The 13,985-nt window shown below is 38.2% G+C and carries 14 protein-coding genes; 5 read left to right on the forward strand and 9 right to left on the reverse strand.

Translation table 11 applies throughout. The features are described 5' to 3' along the window. Nucleotides 1–16: 16 nt before the first annotated feature. From NYR30_RS00170 to srmB, 8 genes are all read right to left on the reverse strand, one after another. The gene (locus tag NYR30_RS00170; RefSeq protein WP_302501415.1) at nt 17–1,360 is read right to left on the reverse strand and encodes a factor H binding protein domain-containing protein; all 1,344 of its coding nucleotides are present in this window, start codon (nt 1,358–1,360) and stop codon (nt 17–19) included. A 360-nt stretch (nt 1,361–1,720) separates the two neighbouring features. Then, nucleotides 1,721–2,722 (reverse strand): tryptophan--tRNA ligase, encoded by a 1,002-nt coding sequence (gene trpS / locus NYR30_RS00175; protein WP_302501426.1) that lies wholly within the window; start codon nt 2,720–2,722, stop codon nt 1,721–1,723. 18 nt (nt 2,723–2,740) lie between these two features. Then, a complete protein-coding gene (locus NYR30_RS00180) occupies nt 2,741–3,400 on the reverse strand; it encodes a phosphoglycolate phosphatase (protein ID WP_302501428.1) in 660 nt (219 codons plus the stop codon). Nucleotides 3,401–3,422: 22 nt separating this feature from the next. After that, on the reverse strand, nt 3,423–4,097 hold the full coding sequence (gene rpe / locus NYR30_RS00185; protein WP_302501430.1) for a ribulose-phosphate 3-epimerase: 675 nt from the start codon (nt 4,095–4,097) through the stop codon (nt 3,423–3,425). A 160-nt stretch (nt 4,098–4,257) separates the two neighbouring features. Next, the gene (locus NYR30_RS00190; RefSeq protein WP_066106647.1) at nt 4,258–5,400 is read right to left on the reverse strand and encodes an N-acetylneuraminate epimerase; all 1,143 of its coding nucleotides are present in this window, start codon (nt 5,398–5,400) and stop codon (nt 4,258–4,260) included. A 200-nt stretch (nt 5,401–5,600) separates the two neighbouring features. Then, a complete protein-coding gene (gene glmU, locus NYR30_RS00195; protein ID WP_066113049.1) occupies nt 5,601–6,986 on the reverse strand; it encodes a bifunctional UDP-N-acetylglucosamine diphosphorylase/glucosamine-1-phosphate N-acetyltransferase GlmU in 1,386 nt (461 codons plus the stop codon). A gap of 15 nt (nt 6,987–7,001) precedes the next feature. Beyond that, nucleotides 7,002–7,334, reverse strand: a complete 333-nt coding sequence (locus NYR30_RS00200) for a DMT family transporter (RefSeq protein ID WP_066113051.1) — start codon at nt 7,332–7,334, stop codon at nt 7,002–7,004. Nucleotides 7,335–7,336: 2 nt separating this feature from the next. Further along, nucleotides 7,337–8,680, reverse strand: coding sequence for an ATP-dependent RNA helicase SrmB (gene srmB, locus NYR30_RS00205; protein ID WP_066113053.1), 1,344 nt, complete (start codon nt 8,678–8,680; stop codon nt 7,337–7,339). Between the two features lie 93 nt (nt 8,681–8,773). Here srmB and NYR30_RS00210 point away from each other — a divergent pair, with 93 nt between their 5' ends. The 3 genes from NYR30_RS00210 to NYR30_RS00220 all read left to right on the forward strand — a co-directional run bounded on the left by NYR30_RS00210 (nt 8,774) and on the right by NYR30_RS00220 (nt 10,835). Then, nucleotides 8,774–9,505, forward strand: coding sequence for a tRNA1(Val) (adenine(37)-N6)-methyltransferase (locus tag NYR30_RS00210; protein ID WP_066113055.1), 732 nt, complete (start codon nt 8,774–8,776; stop codon nt 9,503–9,505). Between the two features lie 147 nt (nt 9,506–9,652). Then, the gene (locus NYR30_RS00215) at nt 9,653–10,477 is read left to right on the forward strand and encodes an efflux RND transporter periplasmic adaptor subunit (protein ID WP_066113057.1); all 825 of its coding nucleotides are present in this window, start codon (nt 9,653–9,655) and stop codon (nt 10,475–10,477) included. Between the two features lie 13 nt (nt 10,478–10,490). Then, the gene (locus NYR30_RS00220) at nt 10,491–10,835 is read left to right on the forward strand and encodes an ATP-binding cassette domain-containing protein (protein ID WP_302501432.1); all 345 of its coding nucleotides are present in this window, start codon (nt 10,491–10,493) and stop codon (nt 10,833–10,835) included. A gap of 136 nt (nt 10,836–10,971) precedes the next feature. On the opposite strand, the gene NYR30_RS00225 is transcribed toward NYR30_RS00220, so the two are convergent. After that, nucleotides 10,972–11,481 carry a helix-turn-helix domain-containing protein gene (locus tag NYR30_RS00225; RefSeq protein WP_302501433.1) on the reverse strand — a complete coding sequence of 170 codons (510 nt, stop codon included), beginning with the start codon at nt 11,479–11,481 and terminating at the stop codon, nt 10,972–10,974. Between the two features lie 175 nt (nt 11,482–11,656). Between NYR30_RS00225 and NYR30_RS00230 the strand changes: the two genes are divergently transcribed. Together NYR30_RS00230 and NYR30_RS00235 are read left to right on the forward strand one after the other, a co-directional pair. After that, nucleotides 11,657–11,926, forward strand: coding sequence for a helix-turn-helix domain-containing protein (locus tag NYR30_RS00230; RefSeq protein WP_039146635.1), 270 nt, complete (start codon nt 11,657–11,659; stop codon nt 11,924–11,926). An 18-nt stretch (nt 11,927–11,944) separates the two neighbouring features. Further along, nucleotides 11,945–13,975, forward strand: coding sequence for a transposase domain-containing protein (locus NYR30_RS00235; protein ID WP_302501434.1), 2,031 nt, complete (start codon nt 11,945–11,947; stop codon nt 13,973–13,975). The last annotated feature ends 10 nt before the right edge of the window (nt 13,976–13,985 follow it).

Raw genomic sequence — 13,985 nt, forward strand, 5'->3', positions numbered from 1 at the left:
GATGGGTTAAAGAGGATTATTGTTTTTCGGCAGTGAATACAGCTAAAACGTCTTTATAAGTGGAAAACTCATTTTCTTTCTTTACAATACCTGACACTTGTTTAGCATCTTTCCCCATAAACATACCGCTATATTTAGCCTGCTCTGTTCCGTTATGATAAGCCTGACCAGAAAATTCGAGTGATCCTGTATGTGTAGTTATTTCTGCAGAATTTAAAGTAATAAAAGAAGATTGAATATTATTGTATTGATCTTCAGGATATTCGATTCTACCTGATATAGAACGTTGGGCAAAATTAACATCTAAAGTGATGCTACCATTAACTAAATTAATATTATTTGGATAGTTATCATGTATTTTATTTGCAATACCTATATATTTTGCGGAACCTTGTGTTTGTAATTCAGTTAATTGACTAGCTTTAGTTGGATTACCTCCATAAAGATAGTACACAAAGTTGTTATCTGCTCGAGTAGGTTCGACTTTATCGCCTATGAGTGATAACACAATCGAGTGTCCAGCATCTTCTAAATTATAGTTGTAAGATAGAGATGAAAAAATTTGACCAAATACATTTGTTATTAGTGTTCCGCCTTTAATAGTATGTTCGGTTCTACTACCATTAGCAGTAATATTGCTTTCATACATTTCATTATTAGTACCTATAACTCTTTTAGGCGCAATAAACTCGCTAAGATCTGCTTCTCGGGCTAAGCGAATATTCCTCTGTTCGTCTGTTTCGGTGTAAGGATAAGCTTTTTCCAATAATTCATTAATCCTTGCTGATAATTGATCAACTTGTGCTGCTTTATTGCGTAGCGTCCATAACTCATTCTCTTTTTCGCTAATTTGGTTATAAAGATCACTAATTTGTTTGTTGAACGCTACAATGCTGTCTTCTTTTTCAGTCAAAGCATTATTCATATTTTTTAATTGATTATCTAATGTATCAACATCAGATTGTAGTTTTGCTTTTTCTTCATTAAGTTTATTGATAGAGTTATTTAGTGTGTTTTTTTCTTTTTCTAACTGATTTTTCTCTGCTTGTAGGGTGGCTAGATTAGCAATTAGTTGCGCATTGTCTGATAAATTGCCTTGCTTAGAAAGTGAGTTTAGTTGGTTTTCAATAGTATTAATTTTGTCTTTTAATATTGTAAGTTCGTTGTTGTTTTGTGTGTTGGGTTGCTGGGTTTTGCTTGTATCGGTGTTAGTTTCTGCAGTAATGTTTGTTTTTGTATCAGTTTGGGGAAGTTTAACTGTTTTAGGTTGTTCGTTTCCACCAGATGATCCACCACAGGAAACAGTAGCTAGTGAAATAAGTATAGCAAGCGAGGTTGTTTTTAAAGAAAAATTTTGCATAAAAAAATCCCATAAAAATTAGTTAGGAGAAGATAAAGGTACATATGAATTGCTGAATTTTTGCAAAAAATCAAAACAAAACAGCAAAACTTTCCAAGTATAAAAAAAAAAAAAAAAAAACAATGGGTTAGCGCAGAAATTAAAAAATTTTTATGAAAACTTAGTAAAGTTAGCGATCCATTTTGATTTGATAGGCGATCCTTTTTATGTGAGTGAAATTTCGCTTAAGGATTTGGAATTTATATTGTGTTACTGCATCAATCTTACGACTGGAACAAAGAAAAATATTAAAAAGTTTGTTTGATAAGAAGATCTTTGTTGTGGTTTTAAGCCCCTCAACGAGGGGCTATTTATTTGATTTTATAGTACAAAACCCACTGCTTTATAAACTTGTTCTAAAGTTTCTTTTGCTTTGGCTTTCGCTTTTTCTGCACCTTCACGCAAAATCTGATTAAGCAGTTCTTCATTATTACGGAAATGATAATAGCGTTCTTGTAATTGAGTAAGCATTGCTGAAACTTCATCAGCTACTGCTCCTTTCAAATGACCATACATTTTACCTTCAAATTCCGCTTCTAATTCTGGAATTGATTTATCCGTAATTGCCGATAAGATGCTTAATAGATTTGATACACCTGGTTTATTCTCGATATCAAATTTAATACGAGGTGGCTCTTCGGAATCGGTCATTGCACGTTTAATTTTCTTCGCTACTGCTTTTGGATCTTCTAATAAACCAATTACGTTGTTACGGTTGTCATCAGATTTTGACATTTTCTTAGTTGGGTCAAGAAGTGACATAACACGTGCACCAGCTTTAGGAATAAACACTTCTGGAATAGTGAAGATATCGCCATAAAGTGCATTAAAACGTTGGGCAATATCACGCGTGATTTCGAGGTGTTGTTTTTGGTCATCACCAACTGGTACTTGTTTAGCTTGATATAACAAAATATCGGCAGCCATTAATACAGGATAAGTAAACAAGCCAACGCTGACATTGCCTTCATAACGTGCGGATTTATCTTTAAATTGCGTCATACGACCCATTTCACCGAAATAGGTGTAACAATTTAATACCCACGCTAATTGCGCATGCTCAGGAACATGTGATTGTACAAAAATCGTACTTTTCTTTGGATCAATACCACAAGCGAGATAAAGCGCTAACACATCAAGGGTCGCTTTGCGTAAAGCTTCTGGATCTTGACGAACTGTAATGGCGTGTAAATCTACCACACAGAATAGACATTCGTAGTCATCTTGCATTTTTACCCATTGGCGTAATGCACCGAGATAGTTACCAATAGTCAATTCGCCAGAAGGCTGAACACCACTAAATACAATAGGTTTTTTACTCATTTTCTTTCCTTAATTCGATTACACAATGGTTAAAATGTTTGCAAAATCACTGAATACCCAATCAGGATTTGATTCCGCAATTGGAATATTATAGTTATAGCCGTAAGTTAAACCCACTACTGCACAACCGGCAGCGCGAGCAGCTAAAATATCATTTTTAGAATCGCCAACAAATAATAATTCTTTCGGTAAAATACCGAATTTGCCACAAAGGTAGTAAAGTGGTGCTGGGTGTGGCTTGATCGCAGGTAGGGATTGTCCGCCTAAGGTTTCCGCAAATAAATGATCAATGCCAAAGGCTTTAAGCACCGGCACAACATGTTGTGTTGGTTTATTGGTGACGATAGCAAGTAAGAAACCTTGTTCTTTAAGGCTGATTAAAGTTTCTTTCACTTGTGGATACAACACGCTTTTATTACAAATGTTCTCACCGTAATGCACATTAAAGCGAGCTTTCATCTGTTGTAAAGTGGTTTGATCTGGTGTTGAACCTGCCCATTCTAAGGCACGAGCTAATAGAATATCAGCACCGTTACCAATCCAGGTTAATACGTTATCTTCGCTAGGACGAGGTAGATTGAATTCTTGAAAGGTATTGCCAACGGCTAACGTCAAATCTGGCAGACTATTTATGATAGTGCCATCCAGATCAAAACCAATGGCTTTAAATTGACTCATATAATTTCCTTATTTTTTATTGTTATAGATTGACGCTCGCAAGTTGTTGGCGCATTGCACTAATGACTTGCTGATAATCTGGCTTACCAAAAATAGCAGAACCAGCAACGAACATATCGGCACCAGCACGTGCGATTTCAGCGATATTATCAATTTTGACACCGCCATCGACTTCAAGACGAATATCTCGACCACTTGCTTTAATACGTTCGCGAGCTTGTTGTAATTTGACTAAAGCAGAAGGTAAGAATGATTGTCCACCAAAACCTGGATTGACCGACATAATCAAAATAATATCAATTTTATCCATAACATAATCAAGATAGCTTAATGGTGTGGCAGGATTAAAAACCAAACCAGCTTGACAGCCGCAATCACGAATCAGTTGTAAAGAACGATCAATATGCTCGCTTGCTTCAGGGTGGAAAGTAATAGAAGTTGCACCCGCTTTCGCAAAATCAGGAATAAGACGATCAACAGGTTTTACCATTAAATGTACATCAATCGGAGCGGTAATGCCGTCATCACGTAGTGCTTGGCAAATAGCAGGACCAAAGGTAAGGTTGGGTACATAATGATTATCCATTACATCAAAATGGATCACGTCAGCACCAGCGGCTAGCACATTTTTCACGTCATCACCTAAATGAGCTAAATTAGCAGAAAGAATAGATGGTGCAATTAAATAAGGTTTCATGGTAAGCCTCTTCTGTTGAAGTCAAACAAGTTCCTATAGTGTACTACTTAATCAGATCAATTTTAAGGTTTAGTTGTAAAGAAGGTATGTCATTGAAATAAAAAAAGCATGGGGGAGAGTACCCATGCTTAAAAAATGTTTTCAAGAGGAACGGATTTAATTATTCAACAGTAAGTTTTTTACCATCAAAGCTAAGTTCTCTCACCGCTGTTAATGGTTTACCGCCATCAGTTTCCCCACCGATTAATAAAATCTTATTGTCATAAGAAACGGTGACACCATAGCCTGAACCATAAGGTAATTTGCCGATTTGTTTCCATTTACCTTTATCTAAGCTAAATACTTCTGCAGGATAAGCTTTTTTGAGTCCTTGGTGAGCGAAGAGTTTGCCTTCTTTAAATTGTTTAGTTGAACCAGGGAAGTTTGCACCACCAGTTACCACTAAATAGCCATTACTATAACCAGCATAAGCGCCAGCTAAACCTTCTTGTACAACACCTTTTGCTGGATCTGGTAAGTTAGGAAGTTTTTTCCAATCTACGGTACCGAATTTATTGAATTTACCTTGGCTTGCTTCCGCAGTTCTCAAGCCCGGTTTGATTTCACCATTAATTACAGTAATAACATCACCTTTTACTGTTACTGCTGCACCAGCACGACCGGAGAATGGTAATTGTCCTTCGTTACGCCATTTGTTAGTAGATGGTTGATAGCTGAAGAAAGTGGTATTAAAGAAGTAATCTTGTGGACGTTGGTTGAAGTAAGCGCCCATTACTGCTTCTTGTTTTGCTTTATCTGTACCAGCAGCAGTATAGTCTTGGAAGTAACCATTGAAGATAGATAAGTTAGAACCACCAACGATGAATACTTTATCACCATAATTTACGCCGGTTGCACCGACAAGTCCTAATGGAGAACGAGTTGGTAATTTAGTCCAAGTATTGTTTTGTGGATCATAGCTATAAGCGTCATTCACTAATTGTAATTCGCCTTTTTCGTTCTTTTGTAAACCACCAAAGACATAGAGTTTGCCTTCAACTGCAGTTACCACTGGTTGAGCACGATCGCCGCCAGGGAATGCCGCAATTTCTTTCCAGCCATCTTTCGCAGATTTTAAATTAAGTGCATAGAATTTATCTGCACCAGAACCTAAACCAACATATACGGTATCACCAATTAATGCACCGCCGCCGCTTTTAATACCAACAGGAAGATCTGGATATTGGCCTGCTTGAGCTGCGAAAGCTGCCACAGAAAGTCCAGCAACGATCATAGAATGGAGAATAGTTTTTTGTAATTTCATAGTATCACCCTCAGAGTTTGTGAAAAGACCATTCCTTGATACCGCATTTGAATGGATTAAATGATGAACTAATGATAAGTCCACTCCATTATATTTGTAAATATGGAGAATAATTTTAATTTCAGAAGTTTGGACGAGATCACAAAAATAAAAAAATGCAGCCTTATTAAGCTGCATTTTTGTTGAAAAATTAAGCTAACTTAACCTTTTTTCTTCGTTGGTCGTTGCCAGCCTTGAATATGTTTTTGTGGAACTCGGGTGATCACCAATTCATTTTCGCCAACATCGCGAGTAATCGTTGAACCAGCGCCGATAGTTGCACCATCTGCTACTGAAACCGGCGCCACCAATTGAACATCCGAACCAACAAACACATTATCGCCAATAGTGGTTTGGAATTTATTAGCACCGTCATAGTTACAGGTGATGACGCCAGCGCCGATATTACACTCTTTACCGATCACACTGTCGCCAATATAGGTAAGGTGATTGACTTTCGACCCGACTCCAACAGTGGCTTTTTTGATTTCCACAAAGTTACCAACGTGGGTATTTTCAGCAAGTTTTGCTCCTGGACGTAAACGTGAGAACGGGCCTACTTGTGCGCCATTACCAATGATGGCATCTTCAAATACAGAGTAAGGTTTAATTTCAACATCATCACCGATTTCGACATTTTTAAGTACGCAACCAGCTCCAATTTTTACACGATTACCGAGTTTTACATCCCCTTCAATCACCACGTTAATGTCGATTTCGATATCTTTACCATGAGTTAAGGTACCACGCAGATCGAAGCGGTTAGGATCAAATAGCGTAACGCCTTCTAACATTAAACGTTCCGCATTTTTTTGTTGATAGTAACGTTCTAAGCGAGCAAGTTGTAAGCGGTTATTGACGCCTTCTACTTCCATTGGATCTTGCGGATGAACGGCTACTACTTGGCGACCATCTTGATATGCCATCGCAATGATGTCAGTGATGTAATACTCCTTTTGTGCATTATTATTGGTTAATTGTGATAACCATTTTTTAAGATTTTTACCATCACAAGCCAATAGACCAGTATTAATCTCTTGGATTTTCAATTGTTCTGGAGAAGCATCTTTTTGTTCAACAATACCAATAATATTGCCATCAGGTTGGTTATGCTCACGTAAGATACGACCGTAACCTGTTGGATTGTCTAATTTTACAGTTAATAAAGCGATACCATTTTCTGGTTTGGCTGCCAACAGTTGTTGAATGGTAGCAGCAGAAATCAACGGCCCATCGCCATATAACATCACAATGGTTTCATCATCAGCAAAATAAGGCGCAGCTTGTTGCATTGCGTGTCCTGTACCTAATTGTTCTGCCTGTAATACCCAATTTACTTTTTCGTTCGCTAGACGTTGTTGTAATAAGTCTGCGCCATGTCCATACACGAGATGGATGTGTTTTGCACCTAATTGTGAAACAGTGTCGATAACGTGTTTTACCATTGGTTTGCCTGCGATTGGATGCAACACTTTTGGTAAATCTGAATACATACGAGTACCTTTACCCGCAGCCAAAATAACGACACTAAATGGAGATACGTTCATAAATTCCTCTATACGTTAATGTCCCGCTGTTTGCGAGAATAAATTAATAATTAAGACACCGATCAAGATAAACACAATACCAATGATCGCTGCGAAATCTATATATTGTTTAAATAAAAAGCGTCCAATTAAAGCGATAAATAGAATACCAACACCTGACCAAACGGCATAGGCAATACCGATTGGAATGGATTGGACAATTTTTGAAAGTAGAAAGAAACTGGCTACATAACAGCCTAAAGTAATCAATGTATAGAGAGGTTGTGTAAAACCATTGCTATAACGTAAGCTGGTAGTACCAATGACTTCAAATACTATCGCCATTAAAAGCAATAACCACATCATCATTTTTAATTGTCCTTTTGTTGCTCTTGTGCAAGACGTACAGCAGTTGGTACACGACGTTTACCGATATTTTTCTTATCACGCAAACGCACTTTACGTTTTTTCTTCTCGGCAGCTTCTTTTGCTTCTTCTCGTTTTTGCTTAATTTTCGCCTTTTGTTTTTTACTTACTTTCTTCACATCGCCATCTTTCGGTGGTTTAGTGCGTGGCGCAAGATCAGCGATAACTCTAGCTTTCAATAATTCACCAGTATAGCGACGAATTTTACCTAATAGCGGATAATCGTGCACCTCAACAAAGGAAATTGCCGTTCCTTTTTTACCGGCACGAGCAGTACGCCCAATACGATGCAAATAAATATCAGCGTTATAAGGTAAGTCAAAGTTTAAAACGTGTGAAATATCATCAATATCAATTCCACGCGCGGCAACATTAGTGGCAACAAGTACTGTCACTGTACCATCACGCAATTTCTCAATTGCATTATTGCGTTGAGTTTGAGCCATTTCACCTTCAAGATAGGCGCTACGAATGCCACGTTTACGTAGAATTTCCGATAATTCTCTAACTTCTTCACGACGACGGACAAAAATAATACCTTTGCTAACTTGCTCATCGACAATGGTGCGCGCCAATAATTTAATCTTATGTTCACGACTATCGGCATGGTAATACCATTGCTGAATTTTTTTACGTTCACGACGACTTGGTTCTGCATTTACTTCAACTGGATCATTTAATAAACGTTCGGCAAAATCAGTTAAAGCCTCACCTTCCAGCGTAGCAGAAAAGAGCATTGTTTGTTTGCGCCAACGAGTTTCAGCAGCAATTTGTTCAGCATCTTGTCCAAAACCCATTTGTAACATACGGTCTGCTTCGTCAAAAATTAAAATTTCGACTGCACGACAATCGAAATTTTCCTCTTTAATGTATTGCAATAAGCGACCGGGAGTGGCGATGACCATATCTTGGTTTTTATTAAAAATTTCACCATGATTTTGATAAGCAACGCCGCCTGTAATAGTGGCAATACTTAATGAAGTAAAACAAGCTAGTTGTTCCGCTTGTTCCGCCACTTGCATCGCTAATTCTCGTGTTGGTGTTAAAATTAATACACGAGGAGCACCAGGTTTACGACGTGGAAAATCAAGTAAATATTGAATGGCTGGTAATAAGAAAGCGATTGTTTTACCAGTACCAGTTGGTGATGAACCTAACACATCATGTGCATCCATTGCTGCAGGAATTGCTTCACATTGAATAGCTGTCGGACGAGAAAGCCCTTTTTTCGCTAATGCTTTTAATAATTCAGGCGCAAGTTCAAATTCATCAAAAGTCGCAATAGTCATAAAAACTCTCTAAAGTATAAAATCAGCCTCGAATTATAGCGAAATTTTATTAAAATATCCTTATTCAATCCTAGTAGTACGAAATATTCTGCAATGACAACAGGTTCCGGTTTCCGCTTTAAACAATTCCAAATTTATCATGATCAATGCGCAATGAAAGTTGGCACTGATGGTGTGTTATTGGGCGCTTGGGCTGATGTAACAAAAGTTAATGCGATTTTAGATTTAGGCTGTGGTACCGGGTTAATTGCGTTGATGTTGGCGCAACGGACAACAGCAAATTGCCAAATTGTTGGTGTTGAAATTGAAGATAATGCTTATCGGCAAGCATTAGAAAATGTAGCTATGTCGCCATGGCCGCAGCGTGTATCAATAGTGCATCAAAATATTGCAGATTTTTGTCAAAATAGTTCGCAACAATTTGATTTAATTGTCGCCAATCCACCTTATTTTGCCACCGCCAGTAAATGTCGTGATGATCATCGTGAAACTGCGCGATATCTTGGTAAATCTTCACACTTAGCTTGGTTAATGGCAGCAAATCATTGTTTGACGACACAAGGTAAAATCCAATTTGTTTTGCCGTTTCAATCCGGTGAGTTGTTATTACAACAGGTTAAAACAATGGTAACTGATTTGGTTTGTGATGAGATTTGCGAAGTGACGACCAAGGAAGGTAAAACAGCGCAACGTATGTTATTAAGCTTTATGAAATCATCAAATAAGGTTGTACCGAAACAAACTAAATTAACCATTTATACTGAACAACATCAGTATCATTCCGATGTCATTCCTATGTTCCAACCATTTTATTTGAAGTTATAAGCCCGAAAATAGCAAACTAAATAGTTACAATTGAAATTTTTTAGTTGTGTATCACATTCTTGATCTCAAGTGGATGAAGGGAACGTGTGATAGGAGTATGATGAAACTAAGCTTTTTGCGAGCAGGTGAATAAATAGGAGCTATGCGATGAAAAAGAGTTTAGTTTTATTACTTCTTGTTGTTCTCGGATTAAGTGGTTTTTATCTGTTCCAACAACATCAACAACAAACGGCAAATTTAACCGAGTTAAAACTCTATGGTAATGTCGATATTCGTGATGTCAGTTTAGGTTTCAAAGTAGCTGGACGGGTCAATGAATTATTTGTTGATGAAGGCGATCAGGTAAAACAAGGCTATTTACTTGCCAGATTAGATCAAAAATCTTTTCAAGATGAGCTTGCATTGGCAAAAGCCAAATTAGCAGCGGCAGAAGCGGTATTTATCAAGGCAGAAAAACTTTATCAACGTAGCGTTTCTTTGATGCAAAAAAATGCGATGTCAGCGGCAGATTATGATGAAGTAGTGGCTGGTCGTGATCAGGCAATTGCGCAAGTGGATCTCGCTAAATCGTTAGTTTCGTTGGCTGAAACACGTTTAGCTGATACTGAACTTTTTGCACCAAGTGATGGTACGGTATTAACACGTGTACGCGAAAAAGGCAGTATCGTTAGTGCCGGATTGCCAATCTATTCTATTGCCTTAACTAAACCTGTCTGGGTTAGAGCCTATGTAGATGAAACAAACTTGGGGCAAATTCATCAAGGTGAAGTGGTCACAGTCTTAACGGATAGTGGTGCAGAGTATCAGGGCAAAATAGGTTTTATTTCACCACAAGCAGAATTTACACCAAAAAATGTTGAGAGTGAGCAACTCAGAACAGAGTTAGTTTATCGGTTTAAAGTTTTAATTGAGCAAGATGATGCGGGATTGCATCAAGGAATGCCAGTAACCTTAGTGATTAAGAAAAAATAGCTGAGGCGTGATGATGACGCAACCAATAGTGGTAATTGATAGCGTAAGTAAACATTTTAAGGGAATGGATACTTTAGCGTTAGATCATATTTCTGCACAAATTTATCCAGGAAAAATTACTGGGTTAGTTGGGCCAGATGGCGCAGGGAAAACAACTTTAATTCGTCATTTAATTGGGTTAATGCAGCCAGACAGCGGCACTATTACCGTAGATCACTTTGATATCGTTAACCAATGTGAAGGACCACATAAAATGAGAAATAAAATAAATAGGGAATTGGTTGGAAAAAATTGGAATAAGCGGGTAAAGAAATTAGGAATGACAAGGCTTGACGTAATATCAAGCCTTTTTTTGTAGGTAAAATATAGAAACCATACAAAATGAGAAAAAATACTGAAATGCCCGAAAAAAATCACATAAAGTGAGAAATTTTAATGCTCGTTAAAATAGCATTTAAACCAAATTAAAATGTGGGTCATTACTTGCTTGCTGGTTAAGATCCATTCGCTGCCTTAGCGATTGCTTCATCCTTGTCGTTATCACTGGCAGTATTTGTTGCAAAACCTAGCATTGAAAAAGATAACGTTAAAATAGCCTCTCTTCCCCTGTCGTCCGTTTTGCGATAATTGCGGATCACTGTCATTTCTTCTACTTTTAAAGGCTGTCCATCAAGTATAGGGTTATCCTTTGGTTTTTGGCGTTCTATGGCCCGTTGCAAGGCTTGCAAGGCCTGCTCTATTGTTGGTTCGGGTTCTGTGTGTATAGAAGGTACTGTATCGGCGCAGTTTCCTGTGGCTAACCACTCTAAACTAACGCCGGTTGCTTGAGATATTTTTATCATGTTGGTTCGTGTGGGATCAGCTTGCCCTTTGAGCCACCTTGCCACTGTTGGTGGAGATACATCTAACTTTTGTGCAAAAGTAGCAATGCTTCCTCCGTGTTCTTCTATTAAGATTTCCATTCTTTTTGAAAACCCTAGATCGTAAATGTTTGGCTTACTCATCTTTTACGTTCTCTGAAATAAATAAAAAATCGTACATGTTCAAATTAACCCTTTGATTTAATTAAAAAATTAAATAAAAGTTTTATTTTTAATGAAATTTGAAACTTTTACTATTGACTAAGTAAAACTTTTACGTTTTAATACAACCATTGAATACATAAACGGAGTACATTCAATGGTCGTATTAGAACAGTTAAAAAAAACCGCAGCGGATTGGGATCGTGCGGATATTGTTTATGCGTTACGCAAAAGAGGCTGGACTCTCCGCTCGCTTGCCAGAGAGAGCGGGGTTAGTTATAGCACTCTAAATTCAGCGATTACTAAGTCTTACCCAAAAATGGAAAATGTTATTGCTGCGGCTATAGGGGTTGAGCCTGAGCAAATTTGGGCGACTCGATACGCAAGACGTAACTTTAAACCAAGTTTAAATCATAAACGATTTTAAAACTAAAAGGAAACGTTTATGATTAACTTAAGTGTAAAAACTCATTATACCTCAGTTGAAATTGCAGCGTTTAAGTTAAATTCAGCACCTCATGCTGCTAAAAATGTTCAAGCTAAAGCTAAGAGGGAAAACTGGGTTTATCGTCCAAGAATGGGTAAAGGTGGTGGTATAGAATTTGAATTTTCTTCCCTCCCGCTAAGTATCCAAGCAGAAATCCTGCTTAAAGAAAAGCGTGTCAACAAACCTGAAATTGAAAAGGTAAAGACCCAAAAAGTAAAAGCGCAAGAACAAGTATTAAGCGAAAGCGCTTGGAATGTCCTTGCCTCTGCCACCAACGAGCAAGAACAACGTGCAGAACATCGTTTTGATGCAGTAATGAAGCTGAAAAAGCTCTTAGAGTTACGTTACAAGTTGATGGAGGCCATTGATCTTGTTGTTGAGAGTTTTAATGGGCAAGAAGGTGAAACTGTTAGCCGAGGCAGCTTAAAGCGCTGGTGGTACAAAGTAAAAAATCACCCACAAAGCAACTGGCTACCACTTTTATTAGATCGCATTGAACGAGACAGCACGAATCGCTATGCCGAAATAGATGATACGGCGTGGAAATATTTCCTAAAACTTTATCTACGTAAAAGCCAACCTCAATTTAACGCTTGTTACTACCACCTCAGTTTAGCTGCTGAAGAAAATGGTTGGGCAATTCCGAGCCTAAGTGGGTTAAAGCGTAAAGTGAAACGAGAAATTAGTGCTGCAGAATTAGCCTTAGCGCGTGGCGGTGAACATACGTTACGAGAAATTATTAAACCGCAAAAAAGAACGGTTGCTCATCTCGATGCCTTAGAAATTGTTAATGGTGATGGTTATCAACATAACGTCTTTGTGGATTGGTATGAAGATGGCAGTCGACCAATCAGACCTAAAACTTGGTTTTGGCAAGATGTCCGCACACGCCGCATTTTAGCGTGGTGTGTCGATGATAGCGAAAACGGTGATCAAATACGCCAAGCGACATTACGCCTTATCAAGCAATACGGCATACCAAAAACAATCTTAATGGATAACACTCGTGCAGCCTCAGATTTACAAACCTCAACTCAAACAAAACGGGGTAAACGTAACAAAGAGATCTTAGTAGAAGGTTTGTTAGAGCGACTCGGTATTAAAGTTATCCGCACCTTAGTGTTTAAAGGTAGAGGGAATGGTCGAGCAAAACCGATTGAACGAGCTTTTAGACGCGATGCTCTACCAAGTTACATTGATTTAGATCCTAGATTAGAAGGTTATTTTGCAGGCTTTGATGTCATTAATCGTCCTGAAGATTACCAATACAAAAAAGGCGTAAATAAAGCCTTATTTTTGCAAGTGGTTGAAGAGGGTGTACGGCTTTGGAACAGCAAAAAAGGTCGACAAACTGAACTAGGGGAAGGGATTTACAGTGCTGATGAGCTTTGGATAAGAGATTACGCAAAAATCGACGCGATTAAACCAAGCGAAGAACAACTTAGACAGCTAATGATGTTGGGCGAAAGCACCAAAGTGGATAAACACGGTTGCTTTAAATTGAAAGCGGGGTATCGCATTAACGGGCAACAAAATCGCTACTACTCACCTGCTTTACAGGGTGGTGAGTATTCGCAGGTGGTCGTGCGCTTTGATCCGGACAACCTGCACGGCACGGTCTATGTTTATGATTTAAATGGCGTGTATCTGTGTGATGCACAATGTGAAGAAACAGTTGCCTTTGACAGTATGAAGGGAGCAAGACAACAACGTCGCTTTGAAACACAAGAGCGGAAACTCGTGAAAAAACTGCTTGATACACAAGAAAAAGCATCTGCTGCGGAATATGAACAGTATCGCAAAAAATTTATTGATACTCCTGATGCAGATCTTGCTAAACCACGACAAATTAAACCGTTGCCAGTATTTGACGGTAGTGCCGCATTAAAAGTAGTTGATGATGAGTATTGTCAACATAAATCAACCATAAAAACAGATCTAAATAAAGGCTTGGATGCATTAGAAGCCTTGATGCAACAACACAAATAAGGAGTAAGGA

It is taken from the genome of Gallibacterium salpingitidis, from assembly GCF_030517105.1.
Lineage (GTDB): Bacteria > Pseudomonadota > Gammaproteobacteria > Enterobacterales > Pasteurellaceae > Gallibacterium > Gallibacterium salpingitidis.

What these genes read in the sequence shown, in the direction of transcription:
- NYR30_RS00170 (WP_302501415.1), bottom strand. Translation starts at nt 1,360, where the DNA reads ATGCAAAATTTTTCTTTAAAAACAACCTCGCTTGCTATACTTATTTCA.
- trpS (WP_302501426.1), bottom strand. Translation starts at nt 2,722, where the DNA reads ATGAGTAAAAAACCTATTGTATTTAGTGGTGTTCAGCCTTCTGGCGAA.
- NYR30_RS00180 (WP_302501428.1), bottom strand. Translation starts at nt 3,400, where the DNA reads ATGAGTCAATTTAAAGCCATTGGTTTTGATCTGGATGGCACTATCATA.
- rpe (WP_302501430.1), bottom strand. Translation starts at nt 4,097, where the DNA reads ATGAAACCTTATTTAATTGCACCATCTATTCTTTCTGCTAATTTAGCT.
- NYR30_RS00190 (WP_066106647.1), bottom strand. Translation starts at nt 5,400, where the DNA reads ATGAAATTACAAAAAACTATTCTCCATTCTATGATCGTTGCTGGACTT.
- glmU (WP_066113049.1), bottom strand. Translation starts at nt 6,986, where the DNA reads ATGAACGTATCTCCATTTAGTGTCGTTATTTTGGCTGCGGGTAAAGGT.
- NYR30_RS00200 (WP_066113051.1), bottom strand. Translation starts at nt 7,334, where the DNA reads ATGATGATGTGGTTATTGCTTTTAATGGCGATAGTATTTGAAGTCATT.
- srmB (WP_066113053.1), bottom strand. Translation starts at nt 8,680, where the DNA reads ATGACTATTGCGACTTTTGATGAATTTGAACTTGCGCCTGAATTATTA.
- NYR30_RS00210 (WP_066113055.1), top strand. Translation starts at nt 8,774, where the DNA reads ATGACAACAGGTTCCGGTTTCCGCTTTAAACAATTCCAAATTTATCAT.
- NYR30_RS00215 (WP_066113057.1), top strand. Translation starts at nt 9,653, where the DNA reads ATGAAAAAGAGTTTAGTTTTATTACTTCTTGTTGTTCTCGGATTAAGT.
- NYR30_RS00220 (WP_302501432.1), top strand. Translation starts at nt 10,491, where the DNA reads ATGACGCAACCAATAGTGGTAATTGATAGCGTAAGTAAACATTTTAAG.
- NYR30_RS00225 (WP_302501433.1), bottom strand. Translation starts at nt 11,481, where the DNA reads ATGAGTAAGCCAAACATTTACGATCTAGGGTTTTCAAAAAGAATGGAA.
- NYR30_RS00230 (WP_039146635.1), top strand. Translation starts at nt 11,657, where the DNA reads ATGGTCGTATTAGAACAGTTAAAAAAAACCGCAGCGGATTGGGATCGT.
- NYR30_RS00235 (WP_302501434.1), top strand. Translation starts at nt 11,945, where the DNA reads ATGATTAACTTAAGTGTAAAAACTCATTATACCTCAGTTGAAATTGCA.